This is a genomic window from Marinimicrobium sp. UBA4209, assembly GCF_002381585.1.
In the GTDB taxonomy this organism is placed as follows: domain Bacteria; phylum Pseudomonadota; class Gammaproteobacteria; order Pseudomonadales; family Cellvibrionaceae; genus Marinimicrobium; species Marinimicrobium koreense.
In genome coordinates this window covers 31,213-52,452 of sequence record NZ_DFTP01000003.1, presented here as the reverse complement: position 1 = coordinate 52,452, position 21,240 = coordinate 31,213, and the positions used below count along the sequence as shown (strand labels likewise).

Genomic DNA, 21,240 nt, shown 5'->3' with positions numbered 1-21,240 from the left:
CAGTTTTCTTACTCTCCCAACTTCCATCCGGACGTAATAGGATAACGCCGATCGCGGCCGAAGCCACGCTGGGTGATGCGCACGCCAATCGGGGCCTGGCGGCGCTTGTATTCATTGATGTCCACCAGTCGGACCACGCGCTCGACATCTTCCCGCTCAAAACCCCGGGCAATAATGGCTTCCGCACTGCAATCCTGCTCCACATACAACGCCAGTATCTGATCCAGCACCTCGTAAGGCGGCAGGCTGTCCTCATCTTTCTGATCCGGCGCCAACTCGGCGGACGGTGGGCGGGTAATGACGGACGGGGGAATCACCTCGCCCTGTTCGTTGCGGTGCCTGGACAGCTCAAACACCAGGGTTTTGGGAACGTCTTTGAGCGCATCGAACCCGCCGGCCATATCGCCGTACAGGGTGGAGTAACCGACCGCGAGCTCACTTTTGTTGCCCGTGGTCAGCACCAGGTCGCCCCGTTTGTTGGACCAGGCCATCAGCAGGACGCCTCGACAGCGGGCCTGCAGGTTCTCCTCGGTGGTATCCCGTTTGGCCCCCTCGAAGACGGGATCCAGGGTCGCCATAAAGGCCTCGTACATGGGCTCGATACTCAGTGAGTGGTAACGCACGCCCATGCGGCGGGCCTGTTCGGCGGCGTCGGTCTGACTCAGTTCCGAGGTGTATCGAAACGGCATCATGATCGCCGTTACCCGCTCCGGACCCAACGCATCCACGGCGATGGCCAGCGTCAGGGCCGAGTCGATGCCGCCGGAAAGGCCCAGCACCACGCCTTTGAAACCATTCTTGTTCACATAATCCCGCGTACCCGTCACCAGCGCCTGATACACGGAGTCCAGGTCCTGCTGCTGGGGAGCCAGCGCCTGATGGGCCATATGGACCGAGCCATCGTGCCAGTTGGCCTGCAGCAGCTCCAGCGACTCCTGCCAGGCGGGCAGGCGCCGGCACAGGTCGCCCTGGGCGTTCACCGCCACCGAGCCGCCGTCGAATACCAGCTCGTCCTGGCCGCCCACCTGATTGACATAAACGATGGGCATATGCCCTTGCCGCGCGCGCTCGGCCAGCAACTGCTCCCGCTCACGCGGCTTGCCTTTGTGGAAGGGCGAGGCATTCAGATTCAGCATCAATTTGGCGCCAGCGTCCCGGGCCTGTTCCACCGGTCCGGGCTGCCAGATATCCTCACAGATGGTCAGAGCCGTCGGCACGCCCTTGAGGTCAAAGACACAGGCGCTATCACCCGGCACAAAGTAGCGCACCTCATCGAACACTTGGTAATTCGGCAGGCACTGTTTGGCGTACTCGCACACCAACTGCCCACGAGCAACCACGCCGGCCATATTGAACACCCGGCCCGCCACCACCTTGGGGTACCCGAGCACCAGCACAATACCCAGGTCTGCCTGCTTGAGTTGGTCCAGAGCGCGATCAATCCGCAGCGCGAGACTCGGACGCAACAGCAGGTCCTCCGGCGGATAGCCCGACAGGGTCAGCTCCGGAAAGACGATGACATCCGCCCCCTGGGCCTCCGCCCGACGGGCCTGCTCCAGAATCCGCTCGGCATTGCCGGGGATATCCCCGACCAGCGGGTTGATCTGGGCCATTGCGATACTCAAACTTGACATAAAGGGGCCTGCATCCTGATAAACTGCGGGAAAACGACGCGTATTGTCCGCCAATTGCGGATTCGACGCAAAGCGATAATATCCGACCCCGATCGGTCAGACTCACAGCCAAGGTACTCTGTCCCCCATGCCCGTCAACGACAACCCTGTCATGGCCCGCGTATCCAGCTACAGCAATTACGACCTGCTGAGGGTATACACCTACTATCGCACGCTGCTGGGCAGCCTGTTGCTGTTGATGTTTCAGGGCAACATTGCGCCCAATATTCTCGGCAACGACCACCCGGACGTCTTTCTCTATACCTCAATCATCTATACCAGCATCAACATCATCACCCTGGGCCTGCTATGGCGGGTGAAGTTTCTGCCCTCCAATCAGCAGAGTTTTGTGCTTCTGGTTCTGGACGTGGCGGCCATTGCGCTGATGATGTATGCCAGTGGCGGCGCCTTGAGCGGCCTGGGTTACCTGCAGTTGGTGGTCGTGGCGGCTGGCGGCATGCTGCTGCCCGCGCAGTTGGCGATTCTGCTGGCGGCTCTGGCCAGCATCGCCGTGGTGGGCGAGAGCATCACCCGGCTGTGGTTGCTGTCGATCGACAACCGTACCCTGTTCTCCGCCGGCACCCTGGGCGCCCTGCTCTTCACCACGGCCCTCACCTTCCAATATCTGGCTCGGAAGATCCGCACCAGCAGTCAGGAGGCACTGGCCCAGGCCCGGCAGGCACAGCACCTGCAACGCCTGGCTCAGTTGATTGTGGAGCGCATGCGGACCGGCATCGTTGTTCTGGGGGGGAACCAGTCCGTTGAATTGATCAACCGCTCTGCCGCCGAGCTGCTGGGCGTGCGCGAAACACCCGGAACGCTCGATGACATTCCCCTGCTCAAAAATCAGTTTGATCAGTGGCAAACCGACAGTCGCACTTCATCGGTAGTGGCCACGGATCAGTCGTCCAATAACGAACTGAAAATCAACTTCGCGGCGCTGGATCCGAGCACCGCCTCAGAGACCCTGGTCTTTGTCGAAGACAACCGCCTGATTGCCCAGCAGGCTCAGCAGCTCAAGCTCGCTTCCCTGGGCCGATTGACCGCCAGCATCGCCCACGAGGTACGCAACCCCCTCGGCGCCATCAGCCACGCCAGCCAACTGCTCAGCGAATCGGATCAGCTCACCGGCGGCGACCAGCGCCTGCTTCAGATCATCGATAATCACAGCAAGCGTGTGAACCAGATCATCGAGAATGTTCTTCAGCTTTCGCGCCGCCGCAATGCGCGGCCCGAGCAGGTCATACTGAACGATTGGCTCCAGCACTTTACGGAAGAATTCCGCTCCGGCCAGCCCAATCCGTGCACACTTGAATTATCTCTTGATCGTGCTGACATTGGAGCCAAGTTTGACACGGGTCAGCTCCATCAGGTGCTGACCAACCTGTGCGACAATGGCTTGCGCTACAGTGAGGCCATTACGGGAGAGCGCCGGGTCAGGATTGAGGCGGGCATAGAAGCGCGTAACCAGCAGCCTTTCATCAGAGTCATTGACTGGGGGGAGGGTATTGATGAGGAGCGTCGCAGGCATATTTTCGAGCCGTTTTTTACTACGGAAAGCACCGGCTCGGGCCTCGGACTGTTCATCTGCAAGGAGCTTTGCGAAGCCAATCAGGCTTTAATACACTATGAACGCACGTCCGATGGACTCAGTGCATTCCACATTCAGTTGGCACACCCGGACCGGGCACTTTAATGGCCGACACCGACAGACTCTCTGACACAGGTTTTCTATGAGTAATCAACGCGTTCTGGTTATTGATGACGAGCCCGATATCCGCGAGCTGCTGAATATCACCCTCGGGCGGATGGGCATTGAGGCCGACTGCGTGGAAAACCTGACGTTGGCCAAGGAGCGCCTGGCACAGTCCCAGTACGACCTATGCCTGACAGACATGCGCCTACCTGACGGGAACGGTCTGGAGCTGGTGGAATTCATTCAGCAGGAATATCCCCGGTTGCCGGTCGCGGTGATTACGGCCCACGGCAGTATTGATACTGCCATTGAGTCCATGAAAGCCGGCGCCTTTGACTTTGTGTCCAAGCCCGTCGATCTGACTGCACTGCGCAAGCTGGTCAGCAGCGCGATCCAGTCCAGCCAACTGCCCCCCATGCCGCTGCCGGCCGAGTGTCCGATTATTGGCCAATCCAAAGCCATTCAGCATCTGATCGCCAGCATTCAGAAACTGGCCCGTTCCCAGGCGCCGGTGTATATTTCGGGCGAGTCCGGGGTGGGTGAAGAGCTGGTGGCCCGCTCCATCCATAAACTGGGGCCACGGGCCGCCGGTGAATTCGTGGCAGTAAACTGTGGTGCCATTCCCCGGGAGTTGATGGAGAGCGAGTTTTTCGGTCACAAGAAAGGCAGCTTCACCGGCGCTCACCAAGATAAGGCGGGCCTGTTTCAGGTTGCCGAAGGCGGCACACTGTTTTTGGACGAGGTCGCCGCCCTGCCACTGGACATGCAGGTCAAGTTGCTGCGGGCGATTCAGGAAAAAGCGGTGCGCCCCGTCGGTGGGCAAAACGAAATCCGCACCGATGTACGTATTCTCTGTGCCACCCACAAGGCGCTGGATCAGGAAGTGCTGCAGGGCCGCTTCCGTCAGGACCTGTTTTATCGGCTTAATGTCATCCAGCTAAGGGTTCCACCACTGAGGGAGCGCAGGGAAGACATCGCCATGCTGGCCCGCCACATACTCGAACAGTTGGCCCGAGAGGTCAATTTCCCCACGCCGCAACTGAGCCAACCGGCCATGAAACAGCTCTGCGAGTATCATTTCCCCGGGAATGTCCGGGAGCTTGAAAACATTCTGGAACGAGCGTTTACGCTCTGTGAAAGCCAGGTCATCGACCCGGTTGATCTGCACCTGCCGGATAATACCGACCCGATGGGTAACGGCATGGAACCCGCCAATGACGGTGCAGGCAACCATGTAGCCCGATGCGCGGAGTACCCTTCTCTGGATCATTATCTTCAGGAAGTCGAAAAAGACATCCTGTGCAAGGCGCTTGAGCAGGCCAAGTGGAATAAAACCCAGGCGGCAAAAAACCTGGGCATCAGCTTCCGGTCATTGCGCTACCGGCTACAGAAACTGGGGCTGGACGACGACTGAGTCGCCGCCCGAGCTTCGGACTACCAGCAGGCCTCTGGTGTCCGGCGTCCCCGGTGGTCCAAAGACATTTCCGTGTCGCAGTCTTCATCAGCGGTTTGCGGTGCGCGAATCGCCGTGGCGCTCAACGTGTAGGTGGTCGCCGACTCGTCATCAATGGTAATCCGATACATCCCCTCCGGTGAATCGATCCGCGCATCGCCTGTCGTCAACTGCTGATACACCGCACAATTATCATTGTCGTAACTGGAAAAGGTCGTATAGCAGCGCTGTAGACGTTGCGCCGTATCGTTCAAGGTCGCTTGCGCATCCGAACGATTGCTGCGCATTACCTGATTCTGATACGAGCTATAGGCAATAGATGCCAGGATACCCAGGATGGCCACCACGATCATGATCTCAATCAGGGTAAAGCCCGCCTGGGATTGTCTGTGAAATAACGTCACTACTCGTTCCTCTTGTTATCGAATCTGGTGTTATCGAATCTGGCGCCAGGATTGACGGCCCAGCGCATCGGTTGGGATATCCACTTCTTCCTCCAGCAACCGCCCAATCTCGCCATCCTGACCGTTTACGCCACCATCAGATGGGTTGAGAATGAGCTTGCCTGTACCCGGACCCATGACACCGAAGGTGGGATCACCCAAGATCAGAGAGTCGTATTCTTCAATACCATCCAACAGGTTTTCACCGTAATACCGATCTCCGATGGCTACCAGTTCCATCAACCAACTGCGTCCCCCAAACTCACAGGCTACACCAGAAGGGATCAGCGTCGGGAAGATCAGGCGATCGAACAGCAACAGCGGCTTACTGACGACCCGCTCGCCCAGTGCGGTATCGAAATCAATAAACCAGCCATTAACATCGGCGTCGGCCCAGTCAGGTTCATTTCGGTCTTGACCGTCAATGGTTCTCGAATCGGTTTCCTGGATGATGTCCTTTTCATGCAAAATCGACGTCCGTCCATCCTGACCCGCATTGCTTGTGTAATCCAGCTCTGCTCCCAGGTCAGCGATGGCGTAAAAACTGTTCTGAGGTGTATCCGCTGTCGCCAGGTTATCACTATTTTCGAAGTATTTTCCCGTTCCAAAATACACCATGATAACCCCTTTGGAGTCCGTCACTGTGTGGCGTTTCAAGGAGTTGAAGCCTAACGTCGGTGCACTCGTGATTGGCTGGCGGTCACCATCGTCATCTTTTGCAACAAACAGGGGATTGCCCGAGAGTCCTACATCCCAGCGATCGGGACGAGTATCACTCAGATCAAATCTCCAGAGGTTACCCTGCAGATCTCCCGCATAGGCGGTATTGATTTCTCCATAGGCATTCCCCAGTAATGCCACACCCGATAGGCCTGTTCCCGCTTCCGTATCGATGACCCGACTCTGGGTGGTCGGATTCTCCAGATCAACGATAAACAGTTGCGATGTACCAGCATCATACCCATTACCAAACACAACCGCCCAGCGACCATTGGCCATACGAGCGATCTGTGGCTGACTGAGTATGTAGCCCATATTACCCAGAGCGGAGAGGTCGCTGGGTGCCAACTCAAACATCAACTCCGGGAAGTCAGGGTCGGTCACGTCCATCGCAAAGATACCCTTACCCCCGGCGCCGAAAGTGCCAACGAGCACGCTTTTCCACTCACCACCCACGTAAGCATCACCCACCGCCAGTGGGCCGTCCACCGTGTACTCATGGGCAACGTCCTCTCGACCATAATTGGGGCTCGCAATTGTCGCCAGTTTGGAATAAACACCATTCGGCACGTAGGCGAAGCGTTCCTGCAGAGCGCTATTCCCCTCGGCATAGAAGGCGTGAAGCATACCGTCATTGGCTCCGACAAACAGCGTGGGAGTTTCACTCCGCTTATCCTCAACGTGAGCCGCGTACGTATCACCGCCCAGCTCCGCCGGCAGCAGTCCGTAGCCAAAATCGCGGCCGCCAAGATACACCGGACTGGAATTGACGATATCGCCCAGAAGTTTCTCGCGCTCTCTCAATCCACCCGTGCCCTCTTTACTCCGATCACCTTTTACCCAGTTCAGGCGATCTTGCCCAAGCGTTTCGGTGTCACCCGCAATCAGGTGGTTGCGCTGAGTGTCCGACAGGTTCTCCCAGGTGAAATCAACCATGGCATTTCCGGTGCCGCCGTCGTTGTAGGTATAGACTGTGCGCCCTGCACTGGTGCTTGGCATGCCACTGTTGGTCGACGCGTAAACGGTCGATGAAATGGCACCATTCGCACCGATTTCAAAAGACCGGATCTCGCCAGACCAGTTCTCACTATTGAAGAGAGCCTGATAGACGAAAGAACCTTCGGTGAGTCGGGTCGAGTTGGTCGCGACCGAGGAGGCCGCGCCGATACCGGCGGCAATTTCTCCGAACGTCTTCCGAAGTGCGCGCTGCAACTCACGCGGGTCTGTCGCAAAGAAGTAATTGTCGTTAGCAGAAGCGGCTATATCAGCTTCATCTTCGTCAGCATAACCGCCCCACTTGGCAGCAAAGTAAAGGGGTTGCTCCAGAGGTTGCGCCGAAGAGGTACCTACTACGAACGTGCTAGAAGACTTCGCATCCGGCTCATCGCAACCACTATCAGCGTCGCAAGCGCTGATCGTACTGACTCCGGAAGTCGATTTGAATCCGTTAATGCCAGAATGCACATGAAAACCATCATTCGTGGTACCGCCAATCACGTAGCCAAACCCCATGACGTTTGGCGTGGAGTCCGCTACCACATCGGTGGTAACGGTGACACTGGTTGATGTGACCGAATACTCAATGATGCCCCACATGTCCTGGTCATAGTCACCGCCCTGCTCACTGTCCTCCCAGTTGACATACAGCTTGCCGGTGCTGACTGCGTCGGTATTGACCTGATCAACCACTTTAAAGTCGACAATCGCACAGTTTGCATCGGGATCGGTGGTCGTGTTGCGACAGGCCGGCTGAATCGACACCGTGCGCTCACCGCCCGGTACGGGAACAGACACCTGGGGAACGGCGGGCGCCAGAGCCACCCCATAGGTTTTGACCTGGCTTCGACGATCATTGGATACGCCATTGATCTGTAGGCCTTCGGAGCGGGCATAATACGCAAGACCCGCAATCTGGTAGCTCCCCTGAAGACGCGGAGCATCTGGGCAGGTACCTTTAACATTGGCCAGACCACTGACAGTTTTGGCCGTACAGAGCTGGTTGTTGTCTCCAGCGCCTTCACCGCCAACCTCACCGACAAAGTACTGATTTCCGTGGATATTTTCAGCCGCGCCAACAGCGTTGGTAAAGAAGTCAAGCGTGCTTTCTCCCGCACCGAGGTCTGAGAACCCCGTCAACTGATCGCCATCGTAAGAGCTGGTCGAGGCGTTAAACTGAATGACGTTCACCGGCGCACAGTAGTTATCGCCATTCACCGGTGCCACCCAACTGGCCTTGTTCAGCCCGTCAATACGTCCACTGTCGGAGACGTCAAATGCGTCAGTGGCACTCTGCCCGGCCAGATAACGCAGAGACTCCAGATACAACTCTGATTGTGGATTGCCCCAGTTGGAACAGTCACCATCAGAAAAAGACGCCTCCTCCCACTCACAATCGTCACTGCCCGTCGTGCCGAAATAGGTACCATTATCAAACCGGTAGCCGTAGATCCGAAGCCGGTCAAGGGTGTTGATAATACCGTCATAGTTATCGAGGTCAGCGGGGGTTACAAAAGTCCCATCTTCATTTATTTCGTCTTCCATGGAACCCACGTTCTTACGCAGTGTTCCCCCCGACTTGTTGGCCGAGTAGGAGCCGGTCATCAGACCGAAATTAATCGATCCATCTTCACCAAACTCCTGCAACAACCCCGTAGGTTTCAGGGAGTCGCCGTAAGCGACACAGTCATTGGCGTTGTCGTCAGGCACAAAGTTCTCTTTACAGACTTCGACACGAACACGGTAATCCGCATTCAGGTCACTATCGTCATCTCCTTTGGTCGGGCTGCTGGAGTGTGCATAGATTCCTGATACGGTCGAGTCATTGTCGTTGGTTCCCTGCCCCCAACGGCACTGCCAGCGTTCATTGCTGGCCCAGAGGGAATAGTTTCCCTCTGCAACGCGCATCAATGGAGCAGAGTCAACATTCTGGGACAGTACATCCCGGTCACTCGGATCAGTGGTATTACAGATAGTGATGCCCGAGTCTTCATTCGTCGCTTCCTCGGTAGTAGCCGGGCTTAACGGTGTCAGCCGCGATACATCGTCGCCGTTATAATACTTGGCAAATGAGTGAGCATCGTTCGGAAGAAAAGCCCGCTCCAACACCGTCTGAGTGGCCGAATCGGTGCTGCGCTTGCCCCCGTAAAGGATTTTACGCACGGCATCCATCCGGGTCATGGTCGCCCAGTTCAGGAAGTTACCGCTCCACTCGCCCGTGGAGCCGTCATTACAGTAACGGTCAGCGTTGACGTTATTGACGGGCTCAAAGCGGCTGTTGGTGTATTCATAACACAAGCCACTATCGAAGTAACCGTAGTAGTCGTAATCGTGTTTATAGGTGGTATCCGGCTCCCCGTCCCCATCAATATCGCTGTAATCGTCGTACAACTTGAAGAACAGCTGATGGTCATTGGACATATTCAGCATGGCCACCGGTCGGACTGGTTGGGTCATAAATAGGGGCGACTGGGCCGGCTCAGCAGCCAGGGCCGTATGGGTGGTAGCGACCGAGAGAAAACTGAACCCTAACGCCCAGGCACCTCGGTATAGCACGGAACTCATCATTCGTTGTTTCATGACGCTACCCTGTTAATTCTTGCGATAAGTTGACTGAAGCACGGCCTGTGATTCACCCGAGCCACTGAGGCCCCGGCTGGTGACCCGAAAGAATTCCATCTGCAGGTCATTGGTATTCTGTAAACTCTGCTGGTCGATGGCGCCACCGGTGGACTGGGATGCGTTGAACGACAGCACCATCAGCTCTTCCACGACGTACCAGGGCTGATTGGCATCGCCGATATTCTCCAGCCCCATATCAACCTGCACGGCATTGGCTTCCCACTGCTCATCGGTCCATTGATGCACCGGGGGCAATGCCAGACCCGGCTGGTTCAGATCAGGCTCCAGACCGGGCGTTGCGCCGGAAAAGTCCAGCCCATCGACGTTGTTGTCCTCTACCAGCGCCTCACCCACCCGGAGGCTGGCCTCGGCGGCCTGAAAGGCCAGATTGCGCTCACGCATGTTACCGGCCATAGTCTCCTGCAGACCGGTACTGCGAATGGCGGCCAGCCCCACGATGGTCATCAGGAGCACCATGATCAGACCAACAATCAGCACGGCGCCACGCTGTTTTGAAGCCATTGTCACTGCATTGACGTTCATAGGTTTACCTCTTAATCCAGGCGTCCGCGGATGCCAACGGTGGTGCTGAAAACCTGACGCATACGCCGATCATCAATTCGCGCATCATCGATGGTTTCACCCCCAAAGAAATAGGGCTGGGGGTCCGGCAATACATTTGGCTGCAGGCTTTGCATCAACAACTCGAGCCTGACCGCCAGGACGTTTTCCCAATCTAAACCAGCGTCATATTCCCGATAATCGTTGGGGATACCGTCACCACTTGAATCCAGACCGTAAAGCACCCGCATATTCTCGACACCTTCGATCAGTTCCGCCCGTTCACCATCCTGATCGCGCCACAGGCTCATGGTACCGGGCGCACCGAAACCGCTTTCGTCGATGTAATAAGTCAGGGTGCTCATCCGCAGGATTTCGGCGCCGGCACCAAACTGTTGCCCCCCCAACTGGGCATCGAGGTTTTTCGGCTGGTTGGCCACATTGGAGCGAGCGTGGACGATTTTTGAACCACCACCGCCAACGTTCTGGAAATTGGTGATCAGGAATACCCGGCCCTGAGTGCAATCTGAAATAACGGCAATATCACCCCGGCAGACATCCCCCACACAGTCGTCCTCCTCTTCCGCTGCCACTTCCAGATTGGCGGTACTGCCTGTGGGCCCAACAATGGGCATGGTCACATTACTTGCCCGTCGAACCACCAGCACGTCAGAACCATCGGCGACATCGATACCATCCATGGGATGATTATCGGAGGAATAGCCCTGTATGGAGATATTGAAATCAAGCAGGTAGTCGTTGGTCGGATCCTCCACCCCAATTTCGATATTCTGATTGGCACCGCGGCTCGAACAGCCCTGGTAGCCCGCCATACGGATATCCTGCGCGAGAAACTCAACCGCCATCCGGCCACTTTCCTGAATCCGGGAAATCGCCTGCTGAGTGTTGTAGGTGGTGCGACTGGTGAGGAACATCTGCATGACGCCGGTCATCAGTACAATGCCGAGGGTCAGCGATATCATCAGTTCGATCAGTGATAAACCTTGCTGTTTACGCATGGGAGGCGCTCTCTCGATTCCGGGCCGCTAAATACGGGAACTGTAGGTAAAAGTGACCAGTTGGGCGTCTTCACCCGCCTCATCCGGTGCAGCGTCTTCATCCACCCAGCGCAAACTGATGGTGCACAACTGGTTGGCATCGCAGTCAATGGCTCCCTCGCCGCCAGGCAACGTCCTCTCAAGCCGATCCAGCCACTGCTGGACGTCTGTGTCCGCCAACGAATTGCCCGCCGGCGCATCATCGCCAAAACCATAGCCGTCATAGCTGTCGATACGGTCCCGGTTGATTCGCATCCGGTCCATGATGTCGTACGCAAGAATATTGGCCTGAGAGCGCAAATAGGCACTGTGGTTGAACTGCAGGCTGCGGTTCTGCAGGGCTCCCATGGCCAAGAGCGACGTGGCCAGAATCAGAACGGTGACCAACACCTCGATCAAGCCGGCCCCCGATTGTTTATGCGAACTGTTCAGTGACATTACAGATTCCTCAAACCGTCTCACGGGGGTTAGCACTCGGCTCGGGCGGAATTGACCGATCCGGACAGGCTGATCCGGATCGCCCGGGCCGAATCGTTGGTGCAGTCGTCATGGCGCGCCAGGCCGGTCACCTGATTATTGTCCGTGCGCGCCAGCGCACCCAACTGATTGAAGCGAACATAGGTCACCGCCCCACCCCGGTTCATCGTGATGCTCATGTCGTTAGCCAAAGGCTCCCGGTCCCGAAGGATATCCGCGTCATTGTTGACCGTGGGGTTATTGCCCTGTTCGCCACCGGCATCGCGATCCAGAATGACCAGCCAGCCATTGGTCCAGTCATTGCCGCAGCCATCGCGATCGGCATTGCTGGCACACAGGGTCACAATATCGGAGCGCTTGACCGCCTCGCTGCGGGTAAAATTCAGCGTCGAGATCAGCTCGTCACCCAGGGCGAGGGACTGGTTGTTGCGGATCATGGCGTTAAAACTGGGAATCGCGATCCCCAGGACGATGGCCAGGACCGCAAGCGTCACCATCAGCTCAATAAGGGTAAAACCTGGTTGGCGAGTAGGAGTGCTTCGTTGCATATATCAACACTTTTTGTTGTTGAGCCGGACAATGCCCGGGCCCGGTGGCTGATCAGGTGGCGGGTGATTCTCTGGACGGACCGACCCTCCGCCTTTATAGTACCAACGCTACCACAACCGGGCCGCCCCACCAGCGGGCGCACGACATGTGGTCAACACGGACGTATGAACGGTAACCCTCGGGAGACCGCCACTTTTCAAGGAGGAAAATTATGCCACAGCGTGGACTGACGCTTCTGGAACTGCTTATCACTCTGGTCATTCTGTCCCTGCTACTGACCATCGGACTGCCCGGGTTCCAGCGGCAGATCGAAGAAACCCGCACTCTCACGATGACCCAGACGCTCCAGGATGCCATTCAGTTGGCTCGCCAACGGGCGGTCAGCCGCAATGGCCGGGTCACCCTGCGCCCGCTCGGTGACTGGGAGCGGGGTTGGGAACTGTTCGATGACGAGAACCACAATGGCGTTCGGGATGACGGAGAGCACGTCGTGCTGACGCACCAACTGCCGCCGGATCTGGGTGGTCTGTCGATTTCCAGTGACAGCAAGTTACGGCGAGCCGTATCTTATGTCGGGACCGGAGAAAGCCGGCACCCCAGCGGCAGCGCACTGGGGGGCTTCCAGGCGGGCCGCCTTACCATCTGCCGTCCAGATGGGTTACAGGGGTACGAGCTTGTGCTTTCTCGTATGGGCAGAATGAGGCGCCAAACGGTGGGACCGGAGGTCTGCACCAACTGAGTCGGTCAGCGCAGTTCCCGGGGCAGGCTGAAACTGATGGTTTCGGGCGTCCCCGCGGCCTCTTCGGCCGTCAAAGCACCCCAGCCGCGCAGCTTCTGGACCACTTCTTCCACCAGCACTTCCGGCGCGGAGGCCCCGGCGGTGATGCCGATGCTCTCTTTGCCCTCTAGCCACTCTCGGTGGATGCACTCTGGGCCGTCCACCAGGTACGCCTCGGTGCCGCAGCGCTCGGCCAGCTCGCGCAGGCGGTTGGAGTTGGAGCTGTTGTGGGAGCCGACCACCAGTACCAGGTCACACTCTAGCGCCAATTGGCGCACGGCATCCTGACGGTTGGTGGTGGCGTAGCATATATCGTCTTTGCGCGGCCCCAGGATATTGGGGTATTTGGTCCGCAGGGCGTCGATCACCTTGGCGGTATCGTCCATGGACAGGGTAGTCTGGGTGACATAGGCCAGATGGTCGGGGTTTTTGACCTCCAGCGCCGCCACATCGTCTTCATCTTCGACCAGATAGATGGCACCGCCATTGCTGGCGTCGTACTGACCCATGGTGCCTTCCACTTCCGGATGCCCCTCGTGGCCGATGAGCACGCACTCGCGCCCTTCCCGGCTGTAACGCACCACTTCCACGTGCACTTTGGTCACCAGCGGGCAGGTGGCATCGAACACCTGCAGGCCGCGATCGCGGGCTTCCTGCTGCACGGCGCGGGAGACACCGTGGGCACTGAAAATCACGATCACATCGTCCGGCACCTGCTCCAGCTCCTCCACAAACACCGCACCGCGCTCGCGCAGAGTGTCGACCACAAATTTGTTGTGGACCACTTCGTGGCGAACGTAAATGGGGGCGCCAAAGACATCCAGGGCACGATTGACGATATCAATCGCCCGGTCGACACCGGCACAGAAGCCGCGGGGGTTGGCGAGTTTGATTTGCATAGTGTCAGACAACCTGAGAGGTTCCGGCGGGCGGGGCCCGCGCAAAGTGAGCGCCGACGGGCGGCGCGGGTGTTCAGTGTACCTGAGCCGGCTCGACGTTCAAAACCGCCACTTTGAACAGGATATCCCGCCCAGCCAGCGGATGGTTGAAATCGATCAGCACCCGCTGATCATCGAATTCCCTCACCACCCCGGGTAATTCGGCCTTCTGGGCGTCGGCAAAGGAGAGCATCAGTCCCTCTTCCAGCTCGATATCGGGGCCGAACTGATCTCGGGGCATTTCCTGCATATTGCTCGGGTTGTGCTGGCCGAAACCATCCTCGGGCGGAATGGTGAATTCCTGCTGGTCACCCGGCATGAGGCCAAACAGCACTTTTTCAAACCCGGGCAGCAGATTACCGTCACCGACGGTGAAGGTCGCCGGGTCTTTATCAAAGTTCGAGTCGATTTCCTCGCCATCTTCCAGGCGCAGGGAAAAGTGGAGCGTGACGGTGGTCCCGGGCCCCACGGGCAGCTGTTCAGTCATGACGTTTGTCCTTGCCAAATAACATATCCAGGATCAACAGGGCGGCGCCGACGGTAATGGCCGAATCGGCGATATTGAAGGCCGGCCAGTAGTAATCCTGATAGTGCACCACGACAAAATCCACCACATAGCCCAGCACCACCCGGTCGTACAGATTGCCGATGGCACCGCCCAGAATCAGCGCAAGCGCCAACGCCTCGTAGCGTTTTTCGCTCACCCGCGCCAGCCAGATCACCAGCACCACGCTGACCACGGCGGCCACCACGGTAAAGAACCACCGCTGCCAACCCCCGGCATCACTCAGAAAGCTGAACGCCGCGCCGGGGTTGTGCAGCAGGGTGAAGTTGAAAAACGGCGTGAACACCACGGGCTCGCCATAGGTGAGTGCGGCGGATACCCAGTGTTTGCTGATCTGGTCCAGCGCGATCACGGCAATTGCCAGGGCGTACCAACGCCAAGCGGATTTAAGCATAGTGGCGTTCCTCACCCTGCCCTTCGACGTTGTCCACACAGCGGACGCACAGGGTCGGGTGCTGGGCGACGCTGCCCACGTCGGCCCGGTGGTGCCAGCAGCGCTCGCACTTGTCGTAGCTGGATTTTTCCACCGCGACCTTGAGCCCCTCAACATCCGTCAATTCCGCCTCGGTGGCCTCATCGAGCGGGCGCACCTGAGCGGTGGAGGTGATCAGCACGAAACGCAGCTCGTCGCCCAGTTTCTGCAGCACGGCTCGCAAGTCGTCATCGGCAAACAGAGTCACTTCCGCGCCCAGAGCGCCACCAATCACACCATTGGCGCGCTGGGTTTCCAGCACCTTGTTCACGGCATCTTTGACTTCGGCGATCTGGTGCCAATCCTCTTCGCTGAACTCGGACTCACCGGCCTCGGGTAACGTGTACCATTCGGCGGCAAACACCGGTCCCTGACGTTCACCGGGCACCAGCGGCCAGATTTCATCGGCGGTGAAGCTCAAAATCGGTGCGATCCAGCGCACCATCGCTTCGGTGACGTGATAGAGCGCGGTCTGGGCCGAGCGCCGCGCCAGACTGTCCGCCTGGGTGGTGTACTGGCGGTCCTTGATGATGTCCAGGTAGAAACCGCCCAGTTCCACCACGCAGAAGTTGTGCAGCTTCTGGTAAATCAGGTGGAACTGATACTGGTCGTAGGCCTTGATGATATCGGCCTGCAGCTCGGCGGCGCGACCGACGATCCAGCGATCCAGCGCCACCATTTTCTCTGGTGCCACAGCGTGTTCAGAAGGCTCGAACCCGTTCAGATTGGACAGCATGAAGCGGGCGGTATTGCGGATGCGACGATAGGAGTCGGCGGTGCGCTTGAGAATCTCGTCGGAGACGCTCATCTCGCCACTGAAATCCGTGGCGGCCACCCACAGACGCAGAACATCGGCGCCCAATTCTTTCATGACTTTCTGGGGCGGCACCACATTGCCCACGGACTTGGACATTTTCCGACCCTGGGCATCCACAGTAAAGCCGTGAGTCAGTACGGTTTTATAGGGCGGCGTACCGTTCATGGCCATGGCGGTTTTCAGGGAGGACTGGAACCAGCCGCGATGCTGATCCGAGCCTTCCAGGTACAGGTCCGCCGGGTAGCGCAGATAACCGCGCTGCTGCAGTACCGCAAAATGGGTCACCCCGGAGTCGAACCAGACATCCAGGGTATCGGTGACCTTCTGGTAGCGCTCGGCATCGTCGCCCAGCAATTCAGCGGCATCCAGATCAAACCAGGCATCCATCCCGTCCTGCTCGACTTTTTTGGCGACCGCTTCGATCAGTGCCGGCGTTTCCGGGTGCAGATCACCGGTTTCCTTGTGAACGAACAGAGCAATGGGCACACCCCAGGTGCGCTGACGGGAGATACACCAGTCCGGCGAGGAGGCCAGCATGGAGTCGATGCGCGCGCGGCCCCAATCCGGCACCCACTGCACCTGATCGACCGCATCGCTCACCTGCTCGCGCAGCTGGTTCTTGGTCATGCTCACGAACCACTGGGGGGTGGCCCGGAAGATCAGCGGAGTTTTGGTGCGCCAGCAATGAGGGAAGCTGTGGGTGATTTTACCCTGGGCCAGCAGGGCGCCCTTTTCTTCCAGCAGGGCGACGACCTTTTCGTCCACTTTGTAGACGTGCTCGCCGGCAAAGATCTCCACGCTGTCGCGATACAGGCCGTTGTCGTCGATGTAGTTCAGGGTGCCGATGCCGTATTTCTGACCGACCACAAAGTCGTCCATGCCATGGTCCGGGGCGGTGTGCACGCAGCCGGTACCGGCGTCGGTGGTGACGTGGTCACCGCAGATGACCGGCACCTGCCGGGCATAGAACGGATGGTGCACCTGCAGGTTTTCCAGCTCCTTGCCCGGTGTACGCCCGACCACTTTGTAGTCCTCCTGCCCGGCCCGCTGCATCACCGATTCGAGCAGCGCTTCGGCCACCAACAGTCGTTCGTCACCGGTCTGTACCACGACGTAGTCCAGTTCCGGATTGACGCTGACCGCCTGGTTGGCGGGCAGCGTCCAGGGGGTGGTGGTCCAGATGACCAGTGACACGTCGCCGCTGCCGGTCAGGCCCGGCACGGCGTGCTCCAGGGCGTGCTGATCGGTGAAGGCGAATTTCACATCGATGGAGTAGGAGGTTTTGTCCTGGTATTCGACTTCGGCTTCGGCCAGGGCGGAGCCGCCCACGACGCTCCAGTAGACGGGTTTGAAGCCTTTGTGCAGGTGGCCCTGGTCGGCGATTTTGCCGAGCGAGCGGATGATGTCTGCCTCGAATTTGTAGTCCATGGTGAGGTAGGGGTTGTCCCACTCACCGAGCACGCCCAGGCGGATGAAGTCTTCTTTCTGGCCTTTGACCTGGCGCGCGGCGTAGTCGCGGCATTTTTGCCGGAAGGCTTTGTGATCGAGTTTGACGCCGGCTTTGCCGTGTTTCTTTTCGACGTTGTGTTCGATGGGCAGGCCGTGGCAGTCCCAGCCGGGCACGTAGGGGGCGTCAAAGCCGCTGAGGGTTTTGCTTTTGACGATGATGTCTTTCAGAATTTTGTTGACGGCGTGGCCGATGTGAATGTCACCGTTGGCGTAGGGGGGGCCGTCGTGCAGGATGAATTGCTCCCGACCAGAGCGCGCCTTTCGGATTTGCTGGTAAAGATCGTCTTTCTGCCAGCGTTTGAGCATTTCGGGCTCGCGCTGTGCCAGGTTGGCCTTCATGGCGAAGGCAGTGTGGGGCAGATTCAGGGTTGCTTTGTAGTCGCTCATAATCGTCAATTCGCCAAGTATTTGTGGCTTTCGAGTGCGTAATACGCTTCGTTAATCGGTTCGGCCCGTTGTGGGGTCGCCCACCACAGAACCTTCGTGCCAAATTTGAGTCCGGCCCGAAGCGGGTAAAGCCTTCCCGGACACGCCGTAAACCCATCCCTGGGGGCTCGAATCGCCGGTCCCCGGCTCCACGGTCCGGGAAGGCTTTACCCGCTTCGGGCCTCCGTGCCAAATTCCGAGTTCAGTGTGTCCCTTTACCTTGCTTAAAAAACTGTTTTGCTTCTGCAATATCTTTCTGCAGTTGCTCTTGCAGTTTGTCGATCGATTCAAACTTCTGTTCTTCCCGCAGTTTGCGGTGAAATTCCACGTCGATGCGCTCCCCGTAGAGGTTCCCGGTGAAGTCCAGCAGGTGGACTTCAAGGATCGGCCGGGTGGAGCCGCTGACGGTGGGGCGTACGCCGACGTTGGCGACGCCCGGGTGGGCGCTGCCATCGGCCCGGTGGGCGGTGATGGCGAAGACGCCGTGCAGGGGCGAACGGTAGCGTCGCAGTTGCACGTTGGCGGTGGGTACGCCCAGTTGTCGGCCCAGTTGTTTGCCATAGCCTACCCGTCCGCCGATGCGGTAGGGGTGGCCGAGCAGTTGTTCGGCGAGGCCGAATTCGCCCGCTTCCAGGGCCTGGCGGATGCGGGTGCTGCTGATTCGCGCCCCGGCGTGTTCCAGGGTGCAGGTGTCGCTGACGGTGAAGCCTTGCTCCCGGCCCACGGCGGTGAGCAGTTCGAAGTCGCCGGCGCGGTCGCAGCCGAAGCGGAAGTCGTCGCCCACGACCAAATGGTGGATGCCGAGGCCTTGCACCAGTATGCGGTCGATGAACTGCTGGGCGGTGAGGCTGCGCAGTTCTTCGTTGAAGCGCAGGCACAGTATCCGCTGGACGCCGGCGCTGAACAGGGCCTGGATTTTTTCCCGCAGTCGCATCAGCCGGGCCGGGGCCCGTTCGCGGGCGAAGTATTCGTGCGGTTGGGGCTCGAATATGATGGCCACGGCGGGCTGCTGGTGCTGTTCGGCGGCGTCGGTCAGCTGGCGCAGGATGGCCCGGTGGCCTAGGTGCACGCCATCGAAGGTACCGATGGTCGCCACGCAGCCCCGGTGTCGGGGGCGCAGGTTGTGCAGCCCGCGGATGAACTCTTTGGGGGCCGGTTTCACAGTAATGCCCGCTCGCCTCGCTCAGTCGACTTTACAAAACGCGTGAGTATACAGGAGCGGGCGGGTGGGGGTAAGAGGTACAAGACCGGGCGGGCTGGAGTAAGAGGTGACTAGGGCTTGGGGGGAAGACCGATTCAGGAGCCGCGCACCAGTTCGGCGCCTTGCCTGTGCCAGCACGAGGGACCATGTTCGGTATTGAAGTAGCGGCGAACGCCGTCAATGTTGAGGCTGAGGTTGGCATGCTGACGCTTTTTGACCTCTACCCGACTGGGCCTGGCACTTTGCCGAGCCCCCACCAGGCGGTCGATCAATCCACGGATTCTCTGGCGGCGCGCCCGCAGTGAGTCCCGGGTCGCATAAAGTCGTTTCAGTTTATCGGTGGGCGGCGTGGCCATCTCCCCCCGCTGGATACAATCCAGGGTGTCGCACACCCGCTGCCAGTTGTGCTCGCACAGCGTCAAGGCTTCTTTGAGCTGCCCCACCAGGCGACGCCGGCGGTTGGGGCGCCCCACGGACACTTCGGTGGCGACTCCGGCCTCGCTGCCCAAGGTATTGGCCACCAGCGCCCGGCCGGCGCTGGCGCTACCCCCGATGAGACTGCCCTTACCCGTCGGTTGCCCGAGTATGATGTCCCGTCCCGCCACCAGCCGGCACTGCAGGGCATACTCGCGCACCAGCAGATCATAGCGGACGTTAACATACGCCAGATTGATAAATTTCGCGCTCAGTGTTCCGCCAGAGGTGAGGTGCGTGCGCAGGCGTAAATCGCCGTCATGGCGCCGGCCCACCTCTTCTCCCATGACGCCGCCAAGCACAGTGAGATTACCGCCGGCGCGGATATCGGCTTTTTCAACCATCCCGCGGATCAGGATGTCTCCCGTGGCACTGAGCACAAAACCGCTGGCGACATCCCCCGCCACCTCCACCGAACCCTCAAAATCGATATTGCCCGTGGAGACATCCACCGCCTTGAGGCGCAAGGTGGGGTCCACCCGTACGCCGCTGGATGAAAATACCGGATGCCCCCGGATGGCGGCCCGCAGCACGTTGGCATCTTCCGGGTCCGGCTCAACACTGTCGTCCAGAGCATCAAAACTCCGGTCGCGCCCCGGCGTCGGCATCAGTGGCTCACCCATGACGTCCTCGCCCGGCTCGCCCTGGGTCGCGGGAATACGGCGCAGCAGGGGCGTGCCCGGATCCACCACCACAAACTCATGTAAATGATGGAGGTCAACGCGCCCCTGCTCGTCCTCCTCCAATGCCAGTTGATCGTCCCGCGCCACCAAAGACACAAAACGGGCGTCCTCACCCGGCTGGGGCAGGCGGGCCCGGGCCACACACAGGGACTCGGCGTGCCCCGCCTCGGCAGCATGGGTCAGCGCTCGCAGGTGGATACAGGTCTTGACGACTCCCTGGGTCAGAAGCGCCTTAAGCAGGGCCTCCCGGGTCAGCCTGCGGCCACCCCACGCCGGGTGAAGGGTCAGAAAGGCCGCCTGGCGGTCCTCAGCAATGCGCCATTCCGTCCGGGCATCGCGGCGCTCGGCCAGCACCAGATCCCCGCAACGGCCGTTGTTGGCCTGCTGCACCGCCGACTCCAGGGTGGCTTGCGGAGCGAACCATTCACCATACCCCGCCTCCGCCAAACGCACTCTGAGGCGATCGAGATCCCAGGACTGCTCCTCGGTCGACGGCTCCAGCCGCCCCTGCACCAGGCCACGGGCTTCATCCATCGAAAACGTGATGGCGCAAGGGGTAAGTTGGCTCGCACGCGAGTCTGCCGAGGCGGATCCGGTGGGGGCCGGCGCCTCTTGAGGGGCTGGAGCGCCCTTTTGGGGAGCGGGCGCACCAGAAGATGTGGATTTACGATTGTCGCCCATATCAACAATCGTAGCACATACGGCTCAAACTGCCAGCTTTCAGTGGTTCGAGCGAAATTCGCTGAATTTGATGCCCATAATGCGCAAACTCGCGCCATATACCGCCAGCCCGAGAATACACAATACCGCCAGACGCCAACCTCTCTGCCACCAGAACCACTCCTGCCAGCCGGTCCAGACCGACAGGCCACCCACCAGCGCCGCCACCATGGCCGCATTGGCGCCCCCAAACGATAGCAAACGCCGAGCCCAGCCGGGCTCTTGCCGGTAAACACCGAGCCGACGCAGGCCCCGGAACAGCAAATAGGCATTCAGGTAGGCGGAAACCGCGGTGGCCAGCGCCAGCCCCACATGACCAATATTGAAGATCAGATAAAGCGGTAACACGAACACCACGTTGAGCAGCATATTGGCGAGCATGGCGTAAATACCGATGCGCACCGGGGTT

17 protein-coding genes are annotated in these 21,240 nt (G+C 59.1%); 3 read left to right on the top strand and 14 right to left on the bottom strand.

Annotation, left to right across the window (positions count from 1 at the left end; genetic code table 11):
• Positions 1–8 precede the first annotated feature (8 nt).
• A complete protein-coding gene (locus B3187_RS00305) occupies positions 9–1,634 on the bottom strand; it encodes an NAD+ synthase (RefSeq protein ID WP_286804135.1) in 1,626 nt (541 codons plus the stop codon).
• Positions 1,635–1,761: 127 nt separating this feature from the next.
• On the opposite strand from B3187_RS00305, the gene B3187_RS00300 reads away from it, so the two are divergent.
• Together B3187_RS00300 and B3187_RS00295 are read left to right on the top strand one after the other, a co-directional pair.
• Positions 1,762–3,369 carry a sensor histidine kinase gene (locus B3187_RS00300; RefSeq protein WP_123639513.1) on the top strand — a complete coding sequence of 536 codons (1,608 nt, stop codon included), beginning with the start codon at positions 1,762–1,764 and terminating at the stop codon, positions 3,367–3,369.
• Between the two features lie 37 nt (positions 3,370–3,406).
• On the top strand, positions 3,407–4,783 hold the full coding sequence (locus B3187_RS00295; RefSeq protein WP_286804134.1) for a sigma-54-dependent transcriptional regulator: 1,377 nt from the start codon (positions 3,407–3,409) through the stop codon (positions 4,781–4,783).
• 20 nt (positions 4,784–4,803) lie between these two features.
• On the opposite strand, the gene B3187_RS00290 is transcribed toward B3187_RS00295, so the two are convergent.
• The 6 genes from B3187_RS00290 to B3187_RS00265 all read right to left on the bottom strand — a co-directional run bounded on the left by B3187_RS00290 (position 4,804) and on the right by B3187_RS00265 (position 12,247).
• Positions 4,804–5,226 carry a type IV pilin protein gene (locus tag B3187_RS00290; protein WP_211331165.1) on the bottom strand — a complete coding sequence of 141 codons (423 nt, stop codon included), beginning with the start codon at positions 5,224–5,226 and terminating at the stop codon, positions 4,804–4,806.
• Positions 5,227–5,256: 30 nt separating this feature from the next.
• Positions 5,257–9,372 carry a pilus assembly protein gene (locus B3187_RS00285; RefSeq protein WP_286804133.1) on the bottom strand — a complete coding sequence of 1,372 codons (4,116 nt, stop codon included), beginning with the start codon at positions 9,370–9,372 and terminating at the stop codon, positions 5,257–5,259.
• Between the two features lie 201 nt (positions 9,373–9,573).
• A complete protein-coding gene (locus tag B3187_RS00280; protein ID WP_286804132.1) occupies positions 9,574–10,146 on the bottom strand; it encodes a pilus assembly PilX family protein in 573 nt (190 codons plus the stop codon).
• Between the two features lie 11 nt (positions 10,147–10,157).
• Positions 10,158–11,183 carry a PilW family protein gene (locus B3187_RS00275; protein ID WP_286804131.1) on the bottom strand — a complete coding sequence of 342 codons (1,026 nt, stop codon included), beginning with the start codon at positions 11,181–11,183 and terminating at the stop codon, positions 10,158–10,160.
• A 27-nt stretch (positions 11,184–11,210) separates the two neighbouring features.
• Positions 11,211–11,660 carry a type IV pilus modification protein PilV gene (pilV, locus tag B3187_RS00270; protein WP_024462544.1) on the bottom strand — a complete coding sequence of 150 codons (450 nt, stop codon included), beginning with the start codon at positions 11,658–11,660 and terminating at the stop codon, positions 11,211–11,213.
• Between the two features lie 29 nt (positions 11,661–11,689).
• On the bottom strand, positions 11,690–12,247 hold the full coding sequence (locus B3187_RS00265; protein WP_286804130.1) for a GspH/FimT family pseudopilin: 558 nt from the start codon (positions 12,245–12,247) through the stop codon (positions 11,690–11,692).
• Positions 12,248–12,459: 212 nt separating this feature from the next.
• Here B3187_RS00265 and B3187_RS00260 point away from each other — a divergent pair, with 212 nt between their 5' ends.
• Entirely contained in the window at positions 12,460–12,987 is a 528-nt protein-coding gene (locus tag B3187_RS00260; protein ID WP_286804129.1) for a GspH/FimT family pseudopilin, read from the top strand.
• 5 nt (positions 12,988–12,992) lie between these two features.
• On the opposite strand, the gene ispH is transcribed toward B3187_RS00260, so the two are convergent.
• From ispH to B3187_RS00225, 7 genes are all read right to left on the bottom strand, one after another.
• On the bottom strand, positions 12,993–13,925 hold the full coding sequence (gene ispH, locus B3187_RS00255; RefSeq protein WP_286804128.1) for a 4-hydroxy-3-methylbut-2-enyl diphosphate reductase: 933 nt from the start codon (positions 13,923–13,925) through the stop codon (positions 12,993–12,995).
• Between the two features lie 73 nt (positions 13,926–13,998).
• A complete protein-coding gene (locus tag B3187_RS00250; RefSeq protein ID WP_024462540.1) occupies positions 13,999–14,451 on the bottom strand; it encodes an FKBP-type peptidyl-prolyl cis-trans isomerase in 453 nt (150 codons plus the stop codon).
• Entirely contained in the window at positions 14,444–14,923 is a 480-nt protein-coding gene (lspA, locus tag B3187_RS00245; protein WP_286804127.1) for a signal peptidase II, read from the bottom strand. Before lspA ends, B3187_RS00250 begins: the two co-directional genes overlap by 8 nt.
• Positions 14,916–17,714 (bottom strand): isoleucine--tRNA ligase, encoded by a 2,799-nt coding sequence (gene ileS, locus B3187_RS00240; protein WP_286804126.1) that lies wholly within the window; start codon positions 17,712–17,714, stop codon positions 14,916–14,918. The genes lspA and ileS overlap by 8 nt, the downstream gene beginning before the upstream one ends.
• A gap of 241 nt (positions 17,715–17,955) precedes the next feature.
• On the bottom strand, positions 17,956–18,915 hold the full coding sequence (ribF, locus tag B3187_RS00235) for a bifunctional riboflavin kinase/FAD synthetase (RefSeq protein WP_286804125.1): 960 nt from the start codon (positions 18,913–18,915) through the stop codon (positions 17,956–17,958).
• A gap of 134 nt (positions 18,916–19,049) precedes the next feature.
• Complete coding sequence (locus B3187_RS00230; protein ID WP_286804124.1) at positions 19,050–20,645, bottom strand: DUF342 domain-containing protein; 1,596 nt, start codon at positions 20,643–20,645, stop codon at positions 19,050–19,052.
• A 186-nt stretch (positions 20,646–20,831) separates the two neighbouring features.
• A partial coding sequence (locus B3187_RS00225; RefSeq protein WP_286804123.1) for a lipid II flippase MurJ occupies positions 20,832–21,240 on the bottom strand: 409 nt, incomplete at its 5' end.